At 54.1% G+C, this 24,334-nt stretch carries 19 protein-coding genes and 5 tRNA genes; 9 read left to right on the forward strand and 15 right to left on the reverse strand.

Going from position 1 to position 24,334, the window contains the following annotated elements:
• Positions 1 to 86 precede the first annotated feature (86 nt).
• From glcD to ACT3TR_RS11865, 4 genes are all read left to right on the forward strand, one after another.
• Entirely contained in the window at positions 87 to 1,586 is a 1,500-nt protein-coding gene (gene glcD, locus ACT3TR_RS11850; RefSeq protein WP_096278269.1) for a glycolate oxidase subunit GlcD, read from the forward strand.
• A gap of 53 nt (positions 1,587 to 1,639) precedes the next feature.
• Positions 1,640 to 2,740 carry a glycolate oxidase subunit GlcE gene (gene glcE / locus ACT3TR_RS11855; RefSeq protein ID WP_096278267.1) on the forward strand — a complete coding sequence of 367 codons (1,101 nt, stop codon included), beginning with the start codon at positions 1,640 to 1,642 and terminating at the stop codon, positions 2,738 to 2,740.
• Between the two features lie 16 nt (positions 2,741 to 2,756).
• The gene (glcF, locus tag ACT3TR_RS11860) at positions 2,757 to 3,989 is read left to right on the forward strand and encodes a glycolate oxidase subunit GlcF (protein ID WP_096278265.1); all 1,233 of its coding nucleotides are present in this window, start codon (positions 2,757 to 2,759) and stop codon (positions 3,987 to 3,989) included.
• Between the two features lie 86 nt (positions 3,990 to 4,075).
• Positions 4,076 to 4,477 carry a heme-binding protein gene (locus ACT3TR_RS11865; protein ID WP_096278263.1) on the forward strand — a complete coding sequence of 134 codons (402 nt, stop codon included), beginning with the start codon at positions 4,076 to 4,078 and terminating at the stop codon, positions 4,475 to 4,477.
• Positions 4,478 to 4,603: 126 nt separating this feature from the next.
• Here the strand turns inward: ACT3TR_RS11865 and ACT3TR_RS11870 are convergent.
• The 9 genes from ACT3TR_RS11870 to ACT3TR_RS11910 all read right to left on the reverse strand — a co-directional run bounded on the left by ACT3TR_RS11870 (position 4,604) and on the right by ACT3TR_RS11910 (position 9,682).
• A tRNA-Asp gene (locus tag ACT3TR_RS11870) sits at positions 4,604 to 4,680 on the reverse strand.
• Between the two features lie 81 nt (positions 4,681 to 4,761).
• Positions 4,762 to 4,837: transfer RNA gene (locus ACT3TR_RS11875), tRNA-Val, on the reverse strand.
• Between the two features lie 30 nt (positions 4,838 to 4,867).
• Positions 4,868 to 4,944: transfer RNA gene (locus tag ACT3TR_RS11880), tRNA-Asp, on the reverse strand.
• Between the two features lie 100 nt (positions 4,945 to 5,044).
• Positions 5,045 to 5,121: transfer RNA gene (locus tag ACT3TR_RS11885), tRNA-Asp, on the reverse strand.
• 84 nt (positions 5,122 to 5,205) lie between these two features.
• Positions 5,206 to 5,281, reverse strand: a tRNA-Val gene (locus ACT3TR_RS11890).
• Between the two features lie 116 nt (positions 5,282 to 5,397).
• Complete coding sequence (locus tag ACT3TR_RS11895) at positions 5,398 to 6,120, reverse strand: alpha/beta fold hydrolase (protein ID WP_096278260.1); 723 nt, start codon at positions 6,118 to 6,120, stop codon at positions 5,398 to 5,400.
• A 26-nt stretch (positions 6,121 to 6,146) separates the two neighbouring features.
• Positions 6,147 to 7,058, reverse strand: a complete 912-nt coding sequence (ttcA, locus tag ACT3TR_RS11900; RefSeq protein ID WP_096278258.1) for a tRNA 2-thiocytidine(32) synthetase TtcA — start codon at positions 7,056 to 7,058, stop codon at positions 6,147 to 6,149.
• Positions 7,059 to 7,172: 114 nt separating this feature from the next.
• Positions 7,173 to 7,838, reverse strand: a complete 666-nt coding sequence (locus tag ACT3TR_RS11905) for a DNA polymerase III subunit epsilon (RefSeq protein ID WP_255249090.1) — start codon at positions 7,836 to 7,838, stop codon at positions 7,173 to 7,175.
• Positions 7,835 to 9,682, reverse strand: coding sequence for a DUF294 nucleotidyltransferase-like domain-containing protein (locus ACT3TR_RS11910; protein ID WP_096278256.1), 1,848 nt, complete (start codon positions 9,680 to 9,682; stop codon positions 7,835 to 7,837). Before ACT3TR_RS11910 ends, ACT3TR_RS11905 begins: the two co-directional genes overlap by 4 nt.
• A 667-nt stretch (positions 9,683 to 10,349) precedes the next feature.
• Here ACT3TR_RS11910 and ACT3TR_RS11915 point away from each other — a divergent pair.
• The 4 genes from ACT3TR_RS11915 to ACT3TR_RS11930 all read left to right on the forward strand — a co-directional run bounded on the left by ACT3TR_RS11915 (position 10,350) and on the right by ACT3TR_RS11930 (position 17,085).
• Positions 10,350 to 10,610 (forward strand): DUF4212 domain-containing protein, encoded by a 261-nt coding sequence (locus ACT3TR_RS11915; protein WP_096278254.1) that lies wholly within the window; start codon positions 10,350 to 10,352, stop codon positions 10,608 to 10,610.
• A 6-nt stretch (positions 10,611 to 10,616) separates the two neighbouring features.
• Positions 10,617 to 12,398 (forward strand): sodium:solute symporter family protein, encoded by a 1,782-nt coding sequence (locus ACT3TR_RS11920; protein ID WP_096278252.1) that lies wholly within the window; start codon positions 10,617 to 10,619, stop codon positions 12,396 to 12,398.
• Between the two features lie 108 nt (positions 12,399 to 12,506).
• Complete coding sequence (locus ACT3TR_RS11925; protein WP_096278250.1) at positions 12,507 to 13,019, forward strand: hypothetical protein; 513 nt, start codon at positions 12,507 to 12,509, stop codon at positions 13,017 to 13,019.
• 124 nt (positions 13,020 to 13,143) lie between these two features.
• Positions 13,144 to 17,085 carry a hybrid sensor histidine kinase/response regulator gene (locus ACT3TR_RS11930; RefSeq protein WP_096278247.1) on the forward strand — a complete coding sequence of 1,314 codons (3,942 nt, stop codon included), beginning with the start codon at positions 13,144 to 13,146 and terminating at the stop codon, positions 17,083 to 17,085.
• A gap of 26 nt (positions 17,086 to 17,111) precedes the next feature.
• Here ACT3TR_RS11930 and ACT3TR_RS11935 read toward each other — a convergent pair whose 3' ends face one another.
• From ACT3TR_RS11935 to ACT3TR_RS11945, 3 genes are all read right to left on the reverse strand, one after another.
• Positions 17,112 to 17,774, reverse strand: coding sequence for a response regulator (locus tag ACT3TR_RS11935; protein ID WP_096278245.1), 663 nt, complete (start codon positions 17,772 to 17,774; stop codon positions 17,112 to 17,114).
• Positions 17,775 to 18,050: 276 nt separating this feature from the next.
• Positions 18,051 to 20,000, reverse strand: coding sequence for an acetate--CoA ligase (gene acs / locus ACT3TR_RS11940; RefSeq protein WP_096278243.1), 1,950 nt, complete (start codon positions 19,998 to 20,000; stop codon positions 18,051 to 18,053).
• Positions 20,001 to 20,224: 224 nt separating this feature from the next.
• A complete protein-coding gene (locus ACT3TR_RS11945) occupies positions 20,225 to 20,773 on the reverse strand; it encodes a SprT family zinc-dependent metalloprotease (protein WP_096282292.1) in 549 nt (182 codons plus the stop codon).
• A gap of 87 nt (positions 20,774 to 20,860) precedes the next feature.
• Here ACT3TR_RS11945 and ACT3TR_RS11950 point away from each other — a divergent pair, with 87 nt between their 5' ends.
• Positions 20,861 to 21,520 carry a YecA/YgfB family protein gene (locus tag ACT3TR_RS11950; RefSeq protein ID WP_444625117.1) on the forward strand — a complete coding sequence of 220 codons (660 nt, stop codon included), beginning with the start codon at positions 20,861 to 20,863 and terminating at the stop codon, positions 21,518 to 21,520.
• Positions 21,521 to 21,608: 88 nt separating this feature from the next.
• Here ACT3TR_RS11950 and ACT3TR_RS11955 read toward each other — a convergent pair whose 3' ends face one another.
• The 3 genes from ACT3TR_RS11955 to tsaB are packed head-to-tail and all read right to left on the reverse strand — an operon-like array spanning position 21,609 to position 24,230.
• Positions 21,609 to 22,730, reverse strand: a complete 1,122-nt coding sequence (locus ACT3TR_RS11955) for a phospholipase D-like domain-containing protein (protein WP_444625116.1) — start codon at positions 22,728 to 22,730, stop codon at positions 21,609 to 21,611.
• Between the two features lie 25 nt (positions 22,731 to 22,755).
• On the reverse strand, positions 22,756 to 23,478 hold the full coding sequence (locus ACT3TR_RS11960) for a class I SAM-dependent methyltransferase (protein WP_441686314.1): 723 nt from the start codon (positions 23,476 to 23,478) through the stop codon (positions 22,756 to 22,758).
• Positions 23,479 to 23,483: 5 nt separating this feature from the next.
• Positions 23,484 to 24,230: a tRNA (adenosine(37)-N6)-threonylcarbamoyltransferase complex dimerization subunit type 1 TsaB gene (tsaB, locus tag ACT3TR_RS11965; protein WP_444625115.1), complete on the reverse strand. Its 747-nt coding sequence runs from the start codon at positions 24,228 to 24,230 to the stop codon at positions 23,484 to 23,486.
• Positions 24,231 to 24,334 lie beyond the last annotated feature (104 nt).

The raw sequence follows: 24,334 nt of genomic DNA on the forward strand, positions 1-24,334 counted from the left end.
TGTACGTGAAATATGCACGTGCCTGAAATATGTTCGTGAAAATAGCCAGCGTTATCCTTTAATGACAATAAGCATGGGATGTCATCATGAATATCCTCTTTGATGAGCGCCTAGATGGTCCGCTCGTTAGCCGTGATAAAGCAGAGGTTTTAAACGACCTGCAGCAATCCATTCCCGCAATGACACTTCTGCATCGTGAGGAAGACCTGAGACCTTTTGAGTGCGACGGGTTAGCAGCCTATCGCGTATTGCCCATGTTGGTGGCGCTGCCTGACTCGCTTGATCAGGTGGAAAAGCTGCTCAAACGCTGTCATGCACTCAGCGTACCCGTTGTCACCCGCGGTGCAGGCACCGGGCTTTCAGGCGGCGCGCTGCCGCTGGAGCAAGGTGTACTGCTAGTGATGTCGCGCTTTAACAAGATTTTGAAAGTCGACCCTGATGCTCGTTTAGCGCGTGTTCAACCCGGTGTGCGCAACCTGGCTATTTCTGAAGCCGCCGCGCCCTACTCGCTCTACTACGCGCCCGACCCTTCATCGCAAATTGCCTGCTCTATTGGCGGCAATGTGGCTGAAAACGCCGGCGGCGTGCACTGCTTAAAATATGGTCTTACGGTGAATAACGTAATGCGCGTTGACGTGCTCACCATTGAGGGCGAGCACATGACATTGGGGGCTGAGTCGCTAGATGCGCCCGGTTTTGACCTGCTGGCACTAATGAACGGTTCAGAAGGCATGTTGGGGGTAGTTACTGAAATTACCGTCAAGCTATTGCCCAAACCGGAAACGGCTAAAGTGCTGATGGCAAGCTTTGATGACATCGAAAAAGCCGGTCGGGCCGTTGGTGACATCATTGCCGCAGGCATTATTCCCGGCGGCCTAGAAATGATGGATAAGCTCGCCATCCAAGCCGCTGAGGATTTTGTCAGAGCTGGCTACCCACTCGACGCCGAGGCAATTTTACTCTGCGAGCTAGACGGCGTTGAGGCTGATGTCGACGACGACTGCGCTACCGTACGCCGAGTATTGGAAGATGCCGGGGCCACCAACATCCAGCAGGCTCGCGATGAAGTCGAGCGTGCCAAGTTCTGGGCGGGGCGTAAAAATGCCTTTCCCGCAGTGGGCCGTATGTCGCCGGATTACTATTGCATGGATGGCACGATTCCACGCCGCGAACTTCCCCGGGTGCTTAAAGGCATTGCCGCCCTTTCACAAGAAAGCGGGTTAGCCGTGGCCAATGTGTTTCACGCAGGCGACGGCAATATGCATCCGCTGATCCTATTTGATGCCAACCAAGAGGGCCAGCTGGCGCTTGCCGAAGAGGTGGGTGGCAAGATTCTTGAGCTCTGCGTGGCCGTGGGCGGCTCTATCACCGGCGAGCATGGCGTTGGTCGCGAAAAAATCAACCAAATGTGCAGCCAGTTCCAGCCGGATGAAATTAGTGTTTTTCATGCGCTAAAAGCGGCTTTTGATCCACAGCGGCTGCTGAACCCAGGTAAGAACATTCCGACGCTGGCACGCTGCGCTGAATTTGGTGCGATGCATGTGCATAACAACGAGTTACCACACCCGGAGTTGCCACGTTTTTAACATTTACCCTAGCCACGATAATAACTAGGCAAGACCCAAAACTAGGAAAGACCATGACCGAACGAGCGATGCATGCCGCCGACCGCGATATCGCTGATGCCCTGTGCGAACAGGTGCGCAGCGCGTATGCCGAACGCACCCCGCTACGTATTGTAGGCGGAGACACCCGCGCTTTTTATGGCCGCCCCGTGGAAGGCCAAACACTGCAAATGGCCGAACACAAAGGCATTGTGAGCTATGACCCGGTAGAGTTAGTGGTAACCGTGCGCGCTGGCACGCGTATTAATGACTTAGAGGCCGTACTAGCAGAGCAGAATCAAATGCTGGCATTCGAGCCACCACTATTCGCTGAAAGCAGCACCATTGGTGGCGCCGTCGCCACTGGGCTTTCCGGACCTCGCCGCCCCTGGGCGGGTGCGGTGCGCGACTTCGTGCTGGGCACGCGAGTGATCACTCAAGAAGGCAAGCTGCTCCGCTTTGGCGGCGAAGTGATGAAGAATGTCGCCGGTTACGATCTTTCGCGCTTAATGGCTGGTGCACAGGGCACTCTAGGCGTACTGACCGACATTTCCTTTAAAGTGCTGCCGATCCCCACAGCCACTCACAGCCTGCGGTTAACGTACAGTCTTGATGATGCGCTCAAAAAACTCGCCGAACTGGGCCGTCAGCCGCTGCCAATCACGGCGGCTGCCTGGCATCACGGCGAGCTGTTTCTACGCTTAGAGGGCGGCAAAAGCTCGGTTCAAGCGACGCAGGAACGCTTGGGCGGTGAGTCGCTTGATGCCAGTTTCTGGCGCGAGCTACGCGATCATACTCACACGTTCTTTCAGCCCGACGATGATCAAGCGCTGTGGCGCCTATCGCTGCCGCCGAACACGGCGCCTCTAGCCTTGGATATTCCTGAAACAAATATCTTTTACGACTGGGCGGGCAGCCAGCGCTGGGTAAAGACAACGTTGGATGCAAACACGCTGCGCGCTACCTGCAACGCCGCGGGCGGCCATGCGACCTGCTACACACCTCATTCCCAGGGCGGCGCCGTAGATCCCTTCACACCGCTAAACGCGGTAGTGGAAAAATATCATCGTAACCTGAAGGCGGAACTGGATGCCCATGGCATATTTAATCCCGGTCGTCTTTATGCGGCGTTTTAATCAGGAGAGCTGACATATGCAGACGCACTTTACCGATGCCGATCGTCAAAAGCCGCATATTCAGGAAGCGGAGCGCATTTTACGCACCTGCGTTCACTGCGGCTTTTGCAACGCCACTTGCCCAACGTATCAACTGCTAGGCGATGAGCGCGACGGCCCGCGTGGACGCATCTATTTAATGAAGGAGTTGCTCGAAAGCCGCGACGATGACGACCAGGTCACCGATGAGACTCGCCTACACCTTGACCGCTGCCTGACGTGTCTTAACTGTGAAACCACCTGCCCTTCGGGCGTGGAGTACCATAAGCTGCTTAACATTGGGCGTGCTGAAATTGAGCGCCGCGTACCCCGCCCGCCCGGTGAGCGGGCTCAGCGCTACGTACTGCGCAAGATGATGGTTGATCCTAAACGCTTTCAAGCGCTCTTGAAGCTTGGGCAAACCTTTAAACCGCTGGTGCCTGCCAAGCTGCGCAGTAAAATGCCTACGGCCCCCGTGGATGCCGGTACTCGCCCCGATGCCCACAGCCACGCTCGCCAAGTATTAATGCTAGAAGGGTGCGTACAGCCGGGGCTGTCACCGAATACCAATGCCGCTACCGCGCGCATACTTGATCGTTTAGGTATTAGCGTAACGCCTGTTTCTGAAGCAGGCTGCTGTGGCGCGGTGGATTTTCACCTCAACGCCCAAGACGACGGCCGCACCCGCATGCGCGCCAACATCGACGCCTGGTGGCCGTACATTGAACAAGGCACCGAAGCTATTGTACAAACCGCCAGTGGCTGCGGCGCCTTTATTAAAGAGTATGGTTACATGCTCAAGGATGACCCCAGCTACGCGGTGAAAGCGGAAAAGGTCAGCGCTCTGGCTAAAGATATTGTCGAAATCTTGCGCGATGAGCCGCTAGAGGCGTTGAACGTTAACGACTCAAAGCGGCTGGCCTTTCACTGCCCGTGTACGCTACAGCACGCTCAGAAACTCAATGGAGCGGTCGAAGGCGTGCTTACTAAGCTAGGTTTCTCTTTAACGCCTGTTCAGGATGGGCACCTTTGCTGTGGGTCGGCGGGCACATATTCTATTACTCAGCCTGAGCTTGCCACGCAGCTGCGTGACAATAAACTCAATGCACTTGAGGCAGGCAAGCCGGACGTTATTGTCACGGCCAATATCGGCTGCCAGACGCACCTTGCCGGCGCAAACCGAACCCCAGTGCGCCACTGGGTAGAAATCGTCGATGCAGCACTTCCCTAACCCTTAGCTTTTAAAACTTAACCCCTGCGCCGCGCTGCTACTTAATAGCGCGGCGACTCACTCCCTCCCTTAAAAAGGATTACACCATGCAAACAAAAGCCATTCTTGCCCAAGCCGATGTGATTAGCGTACTGGATGCTGCACAGAAAGAAGCCGATAGCAATAGCTGGCCCGTGACCATCGCGGTAACTGACGACGGCGGCCACCTGCTGGGCCTGCGCCGTTTAGATGGTGCTGCCCCCTTCAGCGCTGAAGTAGCTACGCAGAAAGCGCGCAGCGCAGCGCTAGGCCGTAAAGAGACACAGGTATTCGAAGAGATGATCAACGGCGGACGCACTGCGTTTATTTCTGCGCCGCTGCAAGGTCTTCTCTCAGGAGGCGTGCCGATTATTGTCGATGGTCATGTAGTGGGTGCCGTCGGCATTTCAGGCGTCAAACCTGAGCAAGATGTGCAAATTGCTAAGGCGGCCGTTAGCGCCATTGCTTAATACTCGCGCGCCGCTAAGCGGGTAGACGCAATAAAAAAGCCCGGATCAATGATCCGGGCTTTTTTGAATTTGTTCGGCTAATGCCGATATAGCTTTTACATCATTACGACATCTTAAGTGCTTTAATGGCGGACCGGACGAGACTCGAACTCGCGACCTCCGGCGTGACAGGCCGGCATTCTAACCGACTGAACTACCGGTCCACGTTAAGACACTTCTATCATACCCATTACACAGCTACTATTTGCAAGCGGTTCAGAGGCGCTCTTAAATCTTAGCGATAATGGTGGGTGGTACTGGGTTCGAACCAGTGACCCCCAGCTTGTAAGGCTGGTGCTCTACCAACTGAGCTAACCACCCAATCTAGCTTACTATCCATCAGTGTTATCGTGGCGGACCGGACGAGACTCGAACTCGCGACCTCCGGCGTGACAGGCCGGCATTCTAACCGACTGAACTACCGGTCCGAAGTGCGATAACATACTTTTACTGCAACATCTATTCTAAAACATCTTTGTTACAACAGCATCAGTGAAACAGTATGCAAGCTGGGTAGCGATGTGATGTTGGCGGACCGGACGAGACTCGAACTCGCGACCTCCGGCGTGACAGGCCGGCATTCTAACCGACTGAACTACCGGTCCGTTATGCACATCAATACTTAATTTCACTTGTCTTACTATTACGCTATTACTGCTTTTCCTACAACGTATCTTTACCATCTAAGATGGTGGGTGGTACTGGGTTCGAACCAGTGACCCCCAGCTTGTAAGGCTGGTGCTCTACCAACTGAGCTAACCACCCGCTGGACACGTGGCGCTGAATTCTACAGAAGACTTGTTCAATGTCAACATGCTACGTTTAAAACTGTTCTTAAAACGATGCTTTAAACCCGCGTGCTGCTCTGCTTCTGTGAAGCCTTAGCCGTAAGCGCGGACGAAGGATGCCGCAATTTGGGTCGCTTCGTCAATCAAAACCTTATGCGTTTGGCCAGAAGAGCGGCGAGGCCTGAAATCATGGTCGCCATCTTCTAGCCATGCGAGGTGGGCATTGGCTGGCAAATCATAGCTTGCGACGTCATTGCGGGTGCCGAACGGGTCTCTCTCGCCTTGTAAAACAAGCAAAGGGCACTCAATGGCTGGCCAGTGGTCCAGTCGAAGCTTGTCAGGCGCTTTAGGCGGATGAAACGGATAGCCAGCCACCACGACCCCAGGACATGCCTGCTGGCTCGCTAGCAGCGTTGCCACACGCCCTCCCATTGATTTCCCCCCGACCCACAAAGGAAGCGCCGACAGTGGGCTGAGCAATGCATGCCACTCAGTCAACTGCACAAGTGTTTGGGCAATTGGCGGAGGCGGTCGGCGCTTACCCGACTCTTGCATCTGCTGCATATACGGAAAGTCGATACACAGCACTTGCACTCCCTGCTGGGCCAAAGAAGTGACAAATTGCTGCATGAACGCTGACTGCTGGCCGGCCCCCGCCCCGTGGGCAAACAGTAATCGCCCTACCTTGGCCTCGCCATGTACTGAGAGCGGCCCCCTATCTTGCACCAAAAAACGCCCCGCTGGCTGGCGGCGAAACGCGTCGCTCAAAGCCTCAGGGCGTACCGTGTTATATCCAGATAACGCATAGTGTGACACGCACGGCTCCTAGCTATTCAATTAGGCTAGCCAACGTTAAAGGCCTGGATACGCCCCGCCATCAACTCCGCTTGCTTGGCCTCTAAGCCTTCGAAATTGAAAAGGCTGCGGTCTGCCAACTGTGATGGCGCAATGTTGGTAACGGCTTTGAACATGCTTTCCAGGCGGCCGGGGAATTTCTCATCCCATTCGGCGAGCATTTCTTTGACCACTTGGCGCTGCATATTGGGCTGAGAGCCACACAAATTGCAGGGGATAATCGGGAATTCCATTAGTCGCGAGAATTCAGCAATATCGGCTTCTTTGCAGTAGGCCAGCGGCCGAATGACCATGTTTTTACCGTCATCGGACAGGAGCTTAGGGGGCATTGCCTTCAAGCTGCCGCCGAAAAACATATTCAGAAAAAGCGTCTCAAGAATATCTTCGCGGTGATGCCCTAAAGCAATCTTATTGGCCCCAATCTCTTCAGCAAAACCATACAGCGAACCACGCCGTAGGCGTGAACACAGTGCGCAGGTGGTTTTACCTTCGGGCGTTTTCTCCTTCACCACCGAGTAGGTATCACGCTCCACAATGTGATACTCCACGCCTTGCTTATCCAGATAGGCAGGCAGCACGTGCTCAGGAAAACCCGGCTGCTTTTGATCTAAGTTGACCGCTATCAGCGAAAAATTGATCGGCGCGCTGCGCTGTAAATTGCGCAAAATTTCCAGCATGGTGTAACTGTCTTTACCACCAGACAGGCACACCATTATGCGGTCACCCTCATTGATCATTTGATAATCAATAATCGCATTGCCCACTTCTCGGCGTAAACGCTTTTGCAGTTTGTTAAATTCGCGCTTTTTCTTGGCGCCAGCAAAATCCTCTGAGGCGCCCTGCGCAGGATTAACGTGAGCCGAGGAAAGATGAGGATCAAAATGATGAAGAGATTGCATGGTATAGGCACTACCGAGGGTGAAAGATGCTGAAAATGAAAAGCAGCTGCCATTCTAGCAACACTCGCTGCATTGACCCAACATTCAACCTCGCCGCTCGGCGCCAACCCTTGTCTAAATAGCCTCTGCCATAACGCGCTGCAGGCGCATGTACAGCAGTGCGCTAGCCGTGGCCTCACCTAATATGCCTTGGGCAGCCCCCATTGCGGGCACCTGCCAGCAGGCCAGCGCCTGGGCAAAGCTGCTTGGCGCGTCAACCTCAGGATGCACGCGCCGTAGCTGGCGCTGGTGTAATTTCGCCACATCGACCTGGGCATTAGGCAGCTCAAAGTTTAGGCGCGCGCTTAGCAGCGCATTGAGCGCTCCAATTCGCTGATCCAACTGCCAGCCCACAACGGGGCGATTACCGATGAACTCCACTAACGCACTTAAGTTACCGCTGCTTGGCGCCGTTATCTCACCTGCTTGCCACAGCAGGCGATGGCGGCGCAGCGACGCATTATCAGCCTGGCCCGGCGTGCCTAACGTCAGCACAAAGGCCTGGCTGGTCAGTATCCGTTGCTGATTAAACACGATAGCCGCCAAGCTAATGACCGGTGATGACCCTGTTGGCGTTACACAACAGGTGAGCGCCACCAGCTCTTCTCCCATGTAGGGTTGAAATAGCCAGGCGTAGGGGGAGCCAGCACAACGCCTCCGGTCGCTTTCACGACGCAGCAACGTGCGTAGCGAGCCGCTAAACAGCGCCACGTGCCGGTCTAGCAGCCATATTCCACTCACGAATACTCCAAATGATAACGATGCGAAAGACGCTGTTTAAAGTCTTTAACAATGTGCAGCGCCTGACGCAGTAGGTCGCGCTCTAGTGATGAAAGCGATTGCACCACGACACGATTAGCTCGGCTTGCCTCTTGAGCTCCGTGAAGCGTTCTTTGGTCACTCACCGCTTCTAACGCATCAAGCTGCTGCTTAAGACGCAGCTCGGCAAACAGCGATAGCGCCTCTCCGAGATCCTCAGCAAAGCGACGATCCAAGCGACCATCTGAAGCCAAAGCATCAAGTCGGTCTAGCGTCGAGGTCGCGTTGATACGCCGCTCAAGTGCCATGGTGCGCACACCGTGAACAATAGGAAAAATACCGCCCTTTTTAATATCGATACCGTGCTGAGGCTTTTTTAACGAGCCAAATAGAGTCAAGGGCGTTGAGAAGCGCAGCGCCGTACGGGCAAAATAGGACAGCAACAGCTCGTCATTTGAACAACGTGCAAACAGCTCTTCTCTGACGCTTTCAAGTAGACCTGGATTGCCCGCGACGGCGTGAGCATCAAGCATAATCGCCAGCTTCATCAGGCTATCGCCATCGCGCTCACGGGCCCACTTTGCAATACTGGCTTTCCACTGCGATACGGTGCCCACCCACTCAGCATTAGACACCATAATATTGCCGGGACATGTCGGGTAACCGAGCTGAACCAAGCTGCTAGTAAGCCTTTTCATATCGGCTGAAAGATCAGGCCACTGGACATCATCAGCAAGAATAAGCCCGTTATCTTGATCCGTTTTCAGAACTTGCTCGCCGCGCCCTTCGCTACCCATCACCATCATGCAGCTATGCTCACGATATCGCTCGTCGACGATAAACTCCCAGGCTTTACTTATGATGCGGCCGTTTAACGCAGCGAGTAGATCCATCGCAAAACGCAGTTTAACGCCCTGAGCCATGAGCGCCTTAACAAGCTCTGGAGTGCGCTGGCTAGCCGCCGCCAGCGCCGCCAAGCTGGTCGCCTGTTCAACCTGCAGGCTCACAACAAAACTGCGGCTTGAAAAGTAGCTAAGTACATCGGTAAGTTCGACAACGCCGGTTAAAACGCTGTTTTCCATCACCACTACTCGGGCTACTTGATACCGTGTCATTAGCACCAATACTTCAAACAAGTACTGACCCGGCTCAACGGTCACTAAATTGAAGCGGGCAATCTCATTAAGCGGCGATGTCACATCGCAACTACCCAGTACCAAGCCATTGAGCAGATCGGTTTTAGTCACCATTCCCAGCGTACCCTGGGTGTCCACCAGCAGGCTATCGGCATGGCTATCGTTAAGCTGCTTCACGGCACTAGCAATATCGGTAGATGCTGCAACCAGCAGCGGCTCGCGCATGCACTCGCTGACCTTAGCCAGCATGAAACCCGCCATGGCGACGCCCCCTCCGGCGCGCTTTTCAGTCAGCAAGCGCGCCTTGTGGGTCAACGATTGACGAAAGAAGTCATTAAAGGCTGGGTAGCGATGGCAAAGCTGCTGAAACAGCGCTTTGGGCAATAAATAGCAAAAGCACTCCTGCTCGGCCTTAAAGCGATAGCGGCTTTTACCGTTCAAAATACTGATCGCGCCAAATATATCGCCTGGCGTGTAGTGGCCGATACGCGAGGTAGTCGATGGAAGGGTGGCATCTATTTCAGCCACTTCCCCTTTATGGATTAGGAAAACAAACTCACCCACTTGGCCTGTCTCTAAAATAATTTCGTCGCGATCAAAATAGGCGAGATCAATGCCACGGCGAATGTGGTCACGTCCTTCATCATCAAGAAGCGTAAACGGCAGTTGGGATAAGTCCACCTCAACCATTGTGCATGACCTCATTCAACTAAAAGGTGGGCTAAAAAACGTGGCATAACGCTCAGCGCTGACCCGAGGTAGTCAATCCTTACTTCTACGCGATAAAAAACCCGCTGTTATTATTTGAAACGCGCTATACGGGTATAAAGGATTCACTTCCCAATAGGCAAGCAGAAGGTTGTTATACCTTTAGCTATCACGCTAAAGTCGAAGCGACTTTAGCGACGCGACCAAAGTATTGATATGTTTCTATCAGCATTAGACTAAAAACAAAGTATTTATTTAAAGCAGCCAATAACGCACCACTTACTTACCTACTAGACTATCGTCCTATAGTTCTCAGAACGCCGACCAACTTCGCTCAAATAGCGGTTAAAAATTCTTATTTTCAAGAACATGCACATCACCCATCGATATCTAGCTGCACATTGATACCAAAGTCTGGGATTTATTTTTTTGCATTTATTAGCCACTATTAGCACTGAGCCATGCAGGGTAATCGCACGTTACTAACTCACTCAACTTTGTCTTCTTGACAATAAGCTGACTTACTAAAAAATATCAGTTCGTCAGCCCTAAAACTGAGTAGTTTTCGACGTACGATTACCTTGATGGATTACACGCTATTTCTCGTGAACTTTCCCAACCTTAAAAATCACAAGTGGAGAGAAACACAATGGCAGACGACAAAAGCAATGCTGCTGAATACTGGAAAGCTAACGTCCGCTTAATTTATGGATGCCTAGCCGTTTGGGCATTCGTTTCTTACGGATGCGCTATCCTTTTTCGCCCTCTCCTGGCCGGCATTCCGGTTGGCGGAACTGACTTAGGCTTCTGGTTTGCACAACAGGGCTCAATTCTGACCTTTATCGTGCTGATCTTCTTCTATGCCTGGAAGATGAATAAGCTCGATCAAAAATATGGCCTTGGGGAGTAAGCCGGTATGAGCCAGTTTGCAATTAACTTACTGTTCGTCGGCTCTTCCTTTGCCCTTTATATCGGCATCGCGATTTGGGCACGAGCAGGCTCGACGAAAGACTTCTATGTGGCCGGCGGCGGCGTTCATCCTATCACCAACGGGATGGCTACCGCGGCGGACTGGATGTCAGCGGCGTCGTTTATCTCTATGGCTGGCTTGCTCGCCTCTGGAGGCTACGCGAACTCCACCTTCTTAATGGGCTGGACCGGCGGCTACGTGATTCTGGCGATGCTGCTAGCGCCTTATTTGCGTAAGTTTGGTAAGTTCACCGTGCCAGACTTCATCGGTGACCGCTTCTATAGCAATACCGCGCGTCTCGTCGCGATTGTATGTTTGATTATCGCCTCCGTTACTTACGTTATCGGTCAAATGACCGGCGCAGGCGTTGCCTTCTCTCGCTTTTTGGAAGTTAGCAACACTTGGGGTATCTGGCTTGCCGCGCTAATCGTTTTCCTCTACGCCGTATTTGGCGGTATGAAAGGCATCACCTACACCCAGGTTGCTCAATACGTGGTGTTGATTGTTGCCTACACTATCCCTGCGGTGTTTATTGCCATGCAGTTAACTGGCAACCCCATTCCGATGTTCGGGATGTTCAGTACGCATACCGAATCCGGCGTGCCGCTGCTTGAGAAACTGGACAGCGTCGTAAGCGCACTTGGCTTTCAAGACTACACCGCTGATGTAGATAACAAGCTCAACATGGTGCTGTTCACTCTGTCGCTGATGGTCGGTACTGCCGGTCTTCCTCACGTTATTATTCGCTTTTTCACCGTGCCTAAAGTGGCCGACGCGCGCTGGTCTGCCGGCTGGGCATTAGTCTTCATTGCACTACTTTACCTCACCGCACCAGCGGTAGGTTCCATGGCTCGCTTGAACCTGATGACCACGGTCTATCCAGAGATGGCGGGGCAGGTTGAGAACTACGAAGAAGCGGCGCAAACGCCGATCCTATACGAAGAGCGCCCTGAGTGGTTCCGTACCTGGGAAGACACTGGGCTGATCACCTACAACGACATCAACAACGATGGCCGCATTCAGTTTTACAATGATGCCGTTGACTACACCGATCGTGGTTGGGAAGGTAACGAGCTCAGTGTGAATAATGACATCCTGGTACTCGCTAACCCTGAAATCGCCAACTTACCCGGCTGGGTAATCGGTTTGATTGCAGCAGGCGGCATCGCAGCGGCGCTTTCTACCGCGGCGGGCTTGCTACTGGCCATCTCTTCAGCCATCAGCCACGATTTGATCAAAACGATGATCAACCCAAAAATCAGCGAAAAAGGCGAGATGCTGGCGGCAAGGATTTCAATGGGCGGTGCGATATTGTTGGCCACCTATTTGGGGCTCAACCCGCCTGGGTTTGCAGCACAAACGGTCGCCCTGGCCTTTGGCATTGCCGGTGCATCGCTGTTCCCAGCGCTGATGATGGGTATTTTCTCTAAGCGGATGAACAACTCAGGCGCGATTGCCGGCATGCTGGCAGGCTTAATCAGCACCCTGCTGTATATCTTCACCTATCTGGGCTGGTTCTTTGTTTCGGGTACCAACATGCTGGCAAACACGCCTGACAACTGGTTCCTAGGCATCTCGCCACTCTCCTTCGGTGCAGTAGGTGCAATGATTAACTTTGCCGTTGCCTTTGCGGTCTCTAGCGTGACAAAAGCTCCGCCGCAAGAAATTCAGGACCTAGTGGAAAGCGTTCGCTATCCGAAAGGTGCTGGCATGGCAATAGATCACTAAGTCATAATCGTTCCTGGCGTGTTAGCGTAATGCGGTGATCACGCCTTGGAATCGACCCACCATCGGGCTTCCTCAGGGAGGCCCGATGTCTTTTAATAAGGATAATTTATGATATGGCATTTGATCGCCGCCGTGTTTGCGGGCCTGGCGGCCGCAGGGATCGGTCTAATACTGCGTACGCTGAGCGGCAAACGGCTACCCAAATGGATAGTGCCAGTATTTGGCGGGCTGGGGATGTTGGGCTATCAGGTTCAGGTGGAATACAGCTGGTTTGAGCATAAGCAGGCCCAGCTTCCCGCTACCACCACGGTGATTTCCAGCGACACCTCCACGGCAGTATGGCGCCCATGGACGTTTGCGATCCCCATGACCACGAAATTTAGCGTGATCGACAGCGAAAACATTCGTCTCAGCGAGCAAAATGGCGCCCGCTTAGCAGAGTTTATCCTTTATCAGTTTGAACGCCATTACACGGACATCATCATCACCCAGCCTTATCTGCTTAACTGCGAAAACCGCGAATTAGTCCCACTCGATAAAGAGACACGCGCCCCCATCCTTGAGCAGATACGCACGTTGCGCGATAGCTCCCCCCTACTTCTCAACGTCTGTGCCACATAGGCTTTAACTGTCGCCAGCAAACCTGCGTATCAATGATCGTACAGCGCGCGATATTTCGCCTAGAATAAGGCCTTTTATCAGCAGCGCACGTTAAGCGGATCGCAAACTCTGGCGGGAGAAAAGCATGTTTCACGGCGGGCTACTGGTCGCGGTATCGTTCCTCTATATTGCCGTTTTGTTTTGCATAGCATGGTACGGTGACCGCCGAGCGCGCACGCATGGCGCCACCCGCCGGCGTCCGACTATCTATAGCTTAGCGTTGGCGATTTACTGCACTTCATGGACCTTTTACGGTGCCGTAGGGCAAGCCGCTACAGCCGGCTGGTCGTTCGCCAGTATCTTTGTTGGGCCCATATTAACGTTTTTACTTTTCTGGCCCGTGCTGGCCAAAATGATCCGTGTTGCTAAGCACCAAAACGTTACGTCTATTGCCGACTTTATTGCCTCCCGCTACGGCAAAACTCAATCGTTGGCCGCCTTTGCCAGTCTCGTTGCGCTAGTCGGAACCCTTCCCTACATTGCTCTACAGCTGAAAGCGGTTTCCACCACGTTTAGCGTACTCACCGACGCCACCGATGTAACTCATACGCCGTTGTTTGGCGATACGGCGTTCTATGTCGCCATTGTCATGGCTATCTTCGCGATTTTATTCGGCACCCGGCACACTGATGCCACCGAACATCACGAAGGATTAATTCATGCGGTCGCATTTGAATCGCTGGTCAAGCTGCTGGCTTTCGTGGTGCTCGGCGCCTTTGTCACCTGGGGTATGTTTGGCGGTCTAGGGGAATTAATGGGCCATGCCGAGAGCCAGCTTCAGCTCCAGCGCCAGCTCGCCAATCAGGACTTTGGCCAAAGCTTCTGGGCGCAAACACTACTCGCCATGCTGGCGATTCTTTGCTTGCCGCGCCAATTTCACGTGGCGGTGGTGGAAAACATCCACCCTGACGATGCCTCCAAAGCCCGCTGGCTGTTTCCACTTTATCTGCTAGCCATTGCGTTTTTTGTAGTGCCCCTAGCCGCGGCCGGGCTACTGTTATTTTCTGAAACCGGCGTAGAGCCCGACACCTACGTCCTGGCGCTGTCGGTGGCGTCAGGACACCAGTGGCTGACGCTACTCACCTTTATTGGCGGATTTTCTGCTGCAACGGGCATGGTGATTGTCGCTGCGGTGGCGGTATCTATCATGATTTCCAACGAAATTATCATTCCAGCGCTCTTCCGCCTGCGCTGGTTTGATACCAAAGCACGCGACTATGGCCGTCTGGTGCTGCGCACTCGTCGCCTGACGATTGTCGCTGTACTGGCCATGGCCTACGGGTTTTACCAGCTGCTTGCTGAGTTCACCTCGCTGGCCTCTATTGGCATGCTGTCGTTTGCGGCCGCAGCGCAGTTTGCACCCGCAGTGATTGGCGGGCTTTACTGGAAGCGCGGCAATCGATTCGGGGTTATCGTTGGCATGAACGCCGGCTTCGCGATCTGGGTATATAGCCTGCTAATGCCCGCCATGATCAATGCCGGCGTGCTGCCAACCCTGTGGCTTGAAGGTGGACCGCTTGGGCTTAACTGGCTATCGCCAACGGCACTCTTTGGGCTTAATTTGGGCGATAGCTTTACCCACGGTGTGATGCTGTCCCTTGGGATTAACCTGTTTTGCTACATTTTTGTCTCCCAGGTCACCTCTCAGCGAGTAGTTGAGCGTATTCAGGCATCACTGTTTGTCGATAGCGTGGAAACACGCCAGACCTCGGTCAACCGGCCCTGGACCGGGGCAACCACCGTGGGCGATTTAAAAGTGCTCTGCGAGCGTTTTCTAGGCGCCAGCCAAGTAGGCCGCGCCTTTGAAGACTACGCCCGCCGCACGGGCAAACCGCTGGACGACGGCACCCGCGCATCGATTGATATTATTCAGTTTACCGAGCGCTTTCTGGCCTCAGTGCTCGGCGCATCATCTGCTCGGATTGTGGTCAACTCGGCGCTTCAAGGCCGGGGCATCGGCATTTCGGACGTGATTTCAATTGTCGATGAAGCATCACAGGTATTGGAGTTCAACCGAGCGCTGCTGCAAGCCACTATCGAAAATATTAATCAGGGCATCAGCGTAGTCGATCAGAACCTGCGCCTGGTGGTATGGAACCAGCGCTATCTGGAGCTCTTCCGCTTCCCGGACCACCTCATTCGCGTCGGTGCGCCAATTGATCGCATCTTCCGCTACAACGCCCACAACAGCGAATATGGCCCGGGAGATCCAGAAGAACATGTCCAGCTTCTGCTCGACAATATTCGCGAAGGCCAGCCTCATCGTTACGTGCGCTATCGCCAGGATGGCAGCGTGCTGGAAGTTCAGGGCAACCCGATGCCGGGCGGCGGATTTGTTTATACCTATCAGGATATTACCCAGCAAAAGCGTATCGAAGAGGCGCTGATCCGCTCGGAAAACAATATTCGAATTTATACCGACAACGTGCCCGCGCTGATCGCCTATTTCGACAAAGAGTGTCGCTACTTATTTACCAACCGCGCCTACGAGCAGGCCTTTAATATTGATCGCAACGCGGTCATTGGCCGTCGTTTTGAGGACGTGCTTCAGGTCAAACAGGCCGAGGAGCGCACGCCCTGGGTTACCCGTGCATTAAGCGGAGAGCGCGTGAGCTTTGAAGTCTCGCTGCGCGTTAACGAGGCCATGCGCTATATGCTCGTGACCTACACGCCCCACTTTGGCGACAGCCAAACTATTTTGGGTTTCTTTGCCCTTTATCAAGATATTACCGAGCGCCGCCAAGCTGAGATTGCCCTAGAGGAAACCAACGAAACGCTTGAAGAGCGCGTTCGTGAGCGAACTCAGGCGCTTTCGGAGGCCAACGCAGCACTGCGCCAGGAGAACCGAGTGCGCGCGGAGGCAGAGCTCGCCCTGCGCCAGGCTAAACAGCTGGCGGAAGATGCCAACGCCTCTAAAACGCGCTTTCTCGCCGCGGCCAGCCATGATTTACTGCAGCCTCTTAACGCTGCCCGGCTGTTTACATCGGCGCTAATGCAAAATGTCACTACCCCAGATACCCAGCGCATCGTTGGCCATATCGATAACTCGCTCCAGGCGGCCGAGGAGCTGCTCAGCACCCTGCTGGATATCTCTAAACTAGATGCTGGCGCCTTAACGCCACGTCGCAATCACTTCCCACTGGCGAATATCTTTCGCCCACTGCGCGCCGAGTTTGAGGTAATGGCTGACGACAGAGGGCTGGATTTAGAAGTAGTGCCGACCCAGCTGTGGGTCGACTCAGATCCTCAGATGCTGCGGCGTATCGTACAAAACTTCTTATCTAACGCTATTCGCTATACCCAAGAGGGCCGGGTACTGCTGGGCTGTCGCCGCCAAAATGGCTGGCTCTCTATTGAAGTGTGGGACAGCGGCCCTGGCATTCCTGAATCTAAACTGACCGAAATTTTCCAAGAATTCCGTCGCTTGGATCAAGTCTCGCGGCATAAAGAAAGCGAAAAGGGGCTGGGGCTAGGTCTCTCGATTGCTGATCGCATGAGCCGTGTGCTGGATCATCCTATCAAAGTGCGCTCTACGGTAGGCAAAGGCGCAGTTTTCTCGGTCAGCGTGCCAACAGTGGCGGCCCGGGAAGCTAACGCATCCGATCTCGAGCCTCAAATGCGCCGGAGTGGTCATAAATTGAACGGTACGCGTATCGTGTGTATCGACAATGAAACGCTGATTCTAGAAGGCATGACGGCCATGCTAAGCGGGTGGGGCTGCGAAGTATTTACGGCCACTAGCATTGGGGGAGCGAAATCCATTCTGCGTAATATGGACGGTGAGCCCGATGCTATTCTGGCTGACTATCACCTGGATAATGAAGTGACTGGCTTGATGGCGCTGGAGGCGCTTAGCGAGCGCTTTGAAGGAGCAGTGCCGGGCATTGTGATCACCGCTGACCGAACTGAAGCTGTTGCTGAAGAAATCAAACGGGCGGGTTACCAACTGCTGCTAAAACCGGTTAAACCAGCTGCGCTGCGGGCGTTATTGACGCGTACGTTACAGGCCAATCGCGCGGCGCGTTAAGCGCCGCGTAACGTGCTAGTAAGCGCTTACGATGCAACCTTCGGTGGCTCAACTTCCAACTTCTGGGCAGCAATGACGGCCTGGGTACGTGAGTGCACGCCCAGCTTACGCAAAATCGCGGTCACGTGCGCTTTGATCGTCGCTTCCGAAACGCTCAGCTCGTAGGCGATCTGTTTGTTCAGCAGCCCTTCCGTCAGCATATTCAATACGCGAAATTGCTGGGGGGTTAGCGAAGCAATCGCTTCAGCAAAGCGCGACTCCTCTTCACTGGTTTCTTCCAGTACGTTAGCTAATGCCTCGGGCAACCATACTTCACCCTTAAGAATTTCACCGACGGCCTCAGCAATTAGTTGTAGAGACGAAGATTTAGGGATAAAACCCGACGCGCCGTAGTCAATAGCACGACGAACGACGTAAGGCTCGTCGCTTCCAGATACGACAGCAACGGGAATATCGGGCATTTGACCACGCAACTGAATCAAGCCAGAGAAGCCGTGGGCACCCGGCATATGCAGATCCAGGAGAATCAAGTCAGCATCGGGATGGCGATTCACCACTTCATTAGTGGCTTCCATGGTATCTGCTTCGACAATTTCCGCCTGGGGAGCTAACTGGCGTAACGCTTGGGTCAGCGCTGCACGAAACAGCGGGTGATCGTCAGCGACGATAAACTTATGAGCTACTGCCATGGATATTTCTCCGGTTCCTTGAACAGCGGGGCTGTCTGCTACCCCGACGCTAGGCTCTTGCGGTTTGAAGCATGGTACCCCATGGGCCTCATCATGCCCAAGCATCACATGCACAATTTGTAATTGACCGATCGTACCATTGAAAACTCATACAAAGAAAAATTCATATCAACCAACACAACAGTGCCGACCTACACGGGCCGGCACTGTTTAATTAAAATGGCGCATTACCGCCAATGTTATTGAAAGAATGCTGTTGAAAGAAAAATATCGCCGCTATTGATTCGCGCGATGTTCAATCAATTGGTCGACCACCGACGGATCAGCCAAGGTGCTGGTATCGCCTAGCCCATCGCACTCGTTTGCGGCTATCTTGCGCAGAATGCGCCGCATGATTTTACCGGAACGAGTTTTCGGCAAGCTTGGCGCCCACTGAATGACATCAGGCGATGCAATCGGACCGATATCTTTCCGAACCCACTGCGTCAGCTCTTTTTTGAGCTCGTCAGTCTCCTCGATACCGTCATTCAAGGTGACATAGATGTAGATCCCTTGCCCCTTAATATCATGCGGAAAGCCTACCACGGCCGCTTCAGCAACGGCGCTGTGTGCTACCAATGATGACTCAATCTCGGCGGTCCCCATGCGGTGACCAGACACGTTGAGCACGTCATCAACGCGCCCGGTGATCCAATAGTAGCCATCCTCATCGCGGCGGCAGCCATCACCCGTGAAATACATGCCGTCATAGGTCGAAAAGTAAGTCTGGATGAAGCGCTCGTGATCATTCCAGATAGAGCGCGCCTGCCCCGGCCAAGAATCAAGAATAGCCAGGTTACCTTCGGTGGCACCCTCAAGTATATTGCCTTCATTATCGACCAAGGCCGGCTTCACACCAAAGAACGGTACGGTCGCAGAACCAGGCTTAAGCGGCGTGGCACCAGGCAGCGGGGCAATCATGATCCCGCCGGTTTCGGTTTGCCACCAGGTATCGACAATTGGGCAATTCTCGTTGCCGATAACTCGATAGAACCATTCCCAGGCTTCCGGATTGATCGGCTCACCTACAGAGCCAAGCAGGCGCAGGCTGTCCCGCTTGCTCGAATCCATAACGTTGTCGCCGTGCGCCATTAATGCACGCACCGCCGTGGGCGCAGTATAAAGAATATTAACGTTGTGCTTATCAACGATCTCGCCCATCCGACCGTGGGTCGGATAGCTCGGCACGCCCTCAAACATAAGGGTCGTCGCGCCGTTCGCTAACGGGCCATATACGATATAGCTGTGACCGGTTACCCAGCCGACATCCGCCGTACACCAGTAAACTTCACCATCCTGATAGTCAAACACATACTGGTGAGTCATAGCGGCGTAGGTCAGGTAGCCACCGGTGGTGTGCTTGAGTCCTTTCGGCGCGCCTGTAGAGCCTGAGGTATACAGAATAAATAGCGGGTCTTCCGCTCCCATGGCTTCGGCTTCGCACTCGCTTGACTGTTTGTCGACAAGCGCATCAAACCAAATATCACGACCTTCTTTCCAGTCAATGTCACCACCGGTGCGCTTCACCACCAGTACATTTTTGCATACGTCAGTGCCTTCGCGGGTCAGTGCGGAATCCACGTTTTCCTTAAGCGGCACGTGCTTGCCACCGCGCACCGACTCATCGGCCGTGATCACAAGCTTGGAGTCCGAACCAATCACGCGCTGGGCAACCGCATCTGGAGAGAAGCCGCCAAATACCACCGAGTGCACCGCACCGATGCGCGCACAGGCAAGCATCGCCATAGCGGCCTCAGGAATCATCGGCATATACAGCGTGACGGTATCGCCCTTACCAATCCCTAACTCTTTTAGCGCGTTGGCTAGCTGGTTCGTGCGTGCGTACAGCTCGCGATAGCTAATGTGCTTGGATTCATTGGGGTTATCGCCCTCCCAAATAATCGCGGTTTGATCGCCACGCTTGTCTAAGTGGCGATCCAAACAGTTGGCGCTGACGTTAAGCAATCCATCTTCAAACCAACGGATATCGACGTTATCACGCGCAAAGGAGGTGTTTTTGATCTTAGTAGGTGCCTTAACCCAGTCAAGGCGCTGGGCCTGCTCTGCCCAGAAGGCTTCCGGATCGTCCAGCGACTGCTGATACATGGCCTCATACTTAGCTTTGTCGGCCCATGCTTTGGCGGCGAAATCGTCGCGCACCGGATAGACTTTCTGTTGATTGCTCATGACATTGCCTCTGTGCGTGAAAATGCACTTTCTAAATAAATGATCGTGCTAAAGAAACTGTTGCCGATACCTGTCTTTATGGCGTGCTTTGTGACGTGGGCTGAGTATTATCAGGCCTATCGACTGCTAATAAGGTTCCTCTAGCATAAACCTCCGCGAGCAAGCTTCCCTTTAGACATTGGTATTAAAAAATTTTACTTAAAAAACAAATATTTAAAATAATATCAAAGCACATCTTCTGGTGCGTAGACCAAGGTCTTAACACAGTGTCGGCAGCGATATCCACGTCCGCTTGCCGCTAGCGCATGGCGCCTGGGTGTAAAACGATGAATCCGACAACCACACTGATAGCGATAAGGCGCGGACTGTGCCTGTTGAACATCAAACTGATGCGTCACGCGTGGCGCCAAACCGAACAGATCCCGCATCACCGTTTTCCACTCACGTCCGTGAGGCTTCAAGCGTGGGCCATTATCTAAATGAAATACCAGCCAGTGAGCCATTTCATGTGGGATAACGTCATCAAAAAAAGCCGTGCGGTTTTCACTCAGCAGCACTGGGTTTAAGCGTAAGCCGCCACGGCTGAGATGCGCCTGTCCAGCGCAGGCGCCTCGCAAGTCAAACCAAACCGTTGGAGCGGGTAGCGGCGGACATACCTCACAGCAGCGTTGCCAAGCCTGCTCTACGCGCGCGCGCGCGGCATGGTGCAAATCGGTTGTCGTCATGGCGGCCAGTTCGGCAGCAGGCCATGGAGGCAGAGGTATAGTACTCATTAGTGATAAACTAGCCGTAATAGGTACACGTTGATAGGGATACATAGTATCCGATGATGACCGATTCGCATTAATGAGGCTTTACTCATGGCAGAGCGTAGCGACACCCAAGAACCGAACATGCCACCGCAACCACTGCTCGACGATGAGCAGTTGGATAGATTGGACGACTTCCTTGCTTCAGATCAAGTGGATGAAGACGCCCTGGATCTAATCTCCGCCCATGGATTCTTAGTCGCGCTTGCCGTCGCGCCAAGTGAGCTGCCGCCCGCCCAGTGGCTGGCCGAGCTGTTTCAAGGTGAGCCGCGTTACGCCGATGACGCCGAACGCGATGAGATTATTACGCTACTTACCCTGCTGCGTGACAATGCGGTGGCGGTACTGGAACAAGGCGGCTTACCGGAACTACCTTTCGAGCTGACGCTCGGCGGCGAACCTGCTGAAGACACCCCGATTGGCGATTGGTGTGCGGGCTTCATGGAAGGCGTTTTCAGCGATGAGGGCGCCTGGTTCCAGGACGATGAAGAGGCTGCGGCCACCCTACTACTGCCGTTCATGCTGCTATCGGGCCTGTTCGACGACGAGCCAGACATGGTCGAACTAGCCAAGGACCAGCAGCGCCAAGAGTCGCTGGTGGTACAGCTGCCAGAGCTGGTGCTGGATCTTTACCTGCACTACCGCGTGCCGCCGGAAACGCCTAAGCCTAAACCACGCAAGAAGACGCCCGCTAAAGGTAAAAAACGCTAGGCGCTCTTGCAAACTTCCATGTGCTGATTTTCAAAGCGAGTTTCAAGAACAGGTCTCGAGAACAGGTTTCAAGAGTCAGTTTCAAGCGCTATTTAAGACGCGTCACCATTGCATCTAGGACCCCATAGACCCACTCTTTGGCGCGCTGCCCCCAGGGGCGCGCTGCCCACGTTTTCGCATCCACTTCTTGGCTGGTGGCAAAGTTGCGCTCAAACATCTGGCGTACTTCAGTTGCCAGCCGTGGGTCCATTACCTCTTGATTGGCCTCGAGGTTCCAGTGCAAGTTCCAGTGATCAAAATTACACGAACCGATACTGACCCACTCGTCGGCGAGCACAAACTTGGCATGAATAAACGTCGGCTGGAACTCAAAGATGCGCACCCCGGCCTTAAGCATTGTCTGATAAAAACGCTGGCCGGCAAAACGAACGCCGGGATGATCATGCTTGGCACCGGGCAGCAGTAAGCGCACATCAACACCTCGACGCGCCGCTCGAACTAAGCGGCGGCGCAGAGCAAACGTTGGCACAAAATACGGCGTGCATAGCCATAGCTGCGTTTTGGCATTACTCACACGCCCGTGCAATGAATGGCGAATAGCTTGATAGCGATAGCCCCGTGCCGACATCGCTCGCCCAGGCATGCCGTTAAGCTGCGCCCGCGGCTCGCGTCTTTCAGGCAGCCCGACCGCACGTTCGTCACACTTTTCAGCGCGGGTTAGCCGCGAATACCACAGCCGCCGAAATAGCAGCTCCCAATCAGCCACAACCGGGCCCTCAATACGCAGCGCAATCTCGTACCAAGCATTGAGAAACTCATCGACCGCACCAAAACCACCGGTAAACGCCAGCTCACCATCAATAACGACAATTTTACGGTGATCGCGGCTCAAGTTCAGGGCTAAAGAGTGAAAGCCTAGCGGGTTAAAAAAACGTAGTTGAACGCCACCCTGCTTCAACCGCTGTCGATCATCACGGGACAGCCCCATCGAACCATAGCCATCGAGTAGCAAACAGACGCAGACGCCGCGCCCTGCAGCGCCAATGAGCGCCTCAATGGCTTGACTAGCAAGCTCACCAGACTCCATCAGATAAAGTTCGACCAGCACATAGTGCTGCGCGGCATTGACCGCTTCAAACATGGCCGGAAGAAAGCGCGTGGCTTCTGGCAGCAACGTAAATTGATTTCCTTCCCGCCACGCATTATGCATGGGTACTCCTTGCGTTACCGGTGAGCTACCGTACTAACGAACGATGGACGTATAAATCATAGCGACTGGTTTTGCCTTCTAGCGTGTGCTGAGGTGCAGGCCCAGCAATAGGCGGCGCCTTGCGCGGACGCTTAACGACCACGCGATGAGTCGCCACATCCAGCGCTGCTTCAAGCAGCCGCGGGGCATCGTTATCATCACCGGCGAGCTCGCGAAACAGGCGCATCTCTTTTTTCACCAGCGCGGACTTCTCACGATGGGGAAACATAGGATCAAGATGTATGACCTGCGGGGTAAAACAGGCGCTGGCAACCAACTGCGCCAACGATTGAGCAGCATCGCCGTGTGCGAGCATCATGCGTGCAGCAATATCTGCTGTCTCGCTATGCTTCAATGCCCGCTTTAGGCCATCTTCCAGCAGCGCTGCAATCGCCGCTACCCGCTCAATTAACAGCACCTGTGCACCGAGGCTTGCGAGTACAAAGGCATCGCGCCCCAGCCCTGCAGTCGCATCAACAATACTAGGCGATACGCCTTTGCTCAGCCCGCAGGCTTTGGCGACTAGCTGACCACGCCCACCGCCAAAGCGGCGCCGATGGGCAGCCTTGCCCGCCGTAAAATCAACGCTTAGCGGCTTCCCGTAGCGAACCTCATCACCCACTAGTGCCAGCCCTTCATCGCCTTGTATTAGGCGCAAACCCGCTGGCAAAGCGATATTATTAATATCGCTCTCAAGATCACTCTGCACACCGATCACGCGGGCTTTTTCCAAGCAACGTCATTACGCAGATAAACCGGTTGAATCAAATGCGCCGCTTGGCCAAGCCCAGCTGCAAAGTCACGCGCCGCTAGCCATGCCATTTCTTCAGCGCGAGGCTCAAGGTCACACAAGTGCTGGGGCATACTAAGCTGCACATCGGTCGTGAAGCGTTCCCATAATGTAAAGCCGCTGCCGACGCCGACCCAGTCGGTTTCTCCGCTGGGCAGTCGCATCGCCTCTGGGGCTAACACGGCCTCCGCGCTCATCACCGTAATAGTGTCTTTCAGGCAATGCCACGTTGCGGCATAGATCTCGCCCATGCGGGCATCGATAGCCGTCACAACATGGCGCAGGTGATAGCGCCGGTGTGCCTGAAGGGCAAGGGCTTCCAGCGTAGAAATACCCAGGAGCGGGCGGTCCAAACCAAAGGCAAGCCCCTGGGCAGCACCCGCGGCAATGCGCAGCCCGGTAAACGACCCTGGGCCGCGGCCAAACGCTACGGCGTCAAGCTGAGCTGGGGTTACCTGCGCTTCGGCAAGCACTTCATCTACCATTGGCAGTAATCGACGCGTATGGGCGCGAGGCGTCATTTCAAAACGTGCCAGACATTCGGCCTCCGGATGTTCGGGCGTTAGGTTCTCGGGCGCTAGATGCCCAGTGTCAGAGGCGTCTTCTTGGCGAAGCAGAGCGACGGAGCAAGCGCTCGATGAGGCGTCAAGGGCAAGCAAATATAACGGCATAGCAAAGGGCCACTCGAAAGAAACATTGCGACATTATACCCACACCACGCTAACACGACGATGGCCCGCTTAAAGCGAGCCATCATCAAAGTTCTATGTATAGC

The sequence above is a fragment of the Halomonas sp. AOP12-B1-6 genome (genome assembly GCF_052379225.1).
Classification (GTDB): Bacteria; Pseudomonadota; Gammaproteobacteria; order Pseudomonadales; family Halomonadaceae; genus Vreelandella; species Vreelandella casei.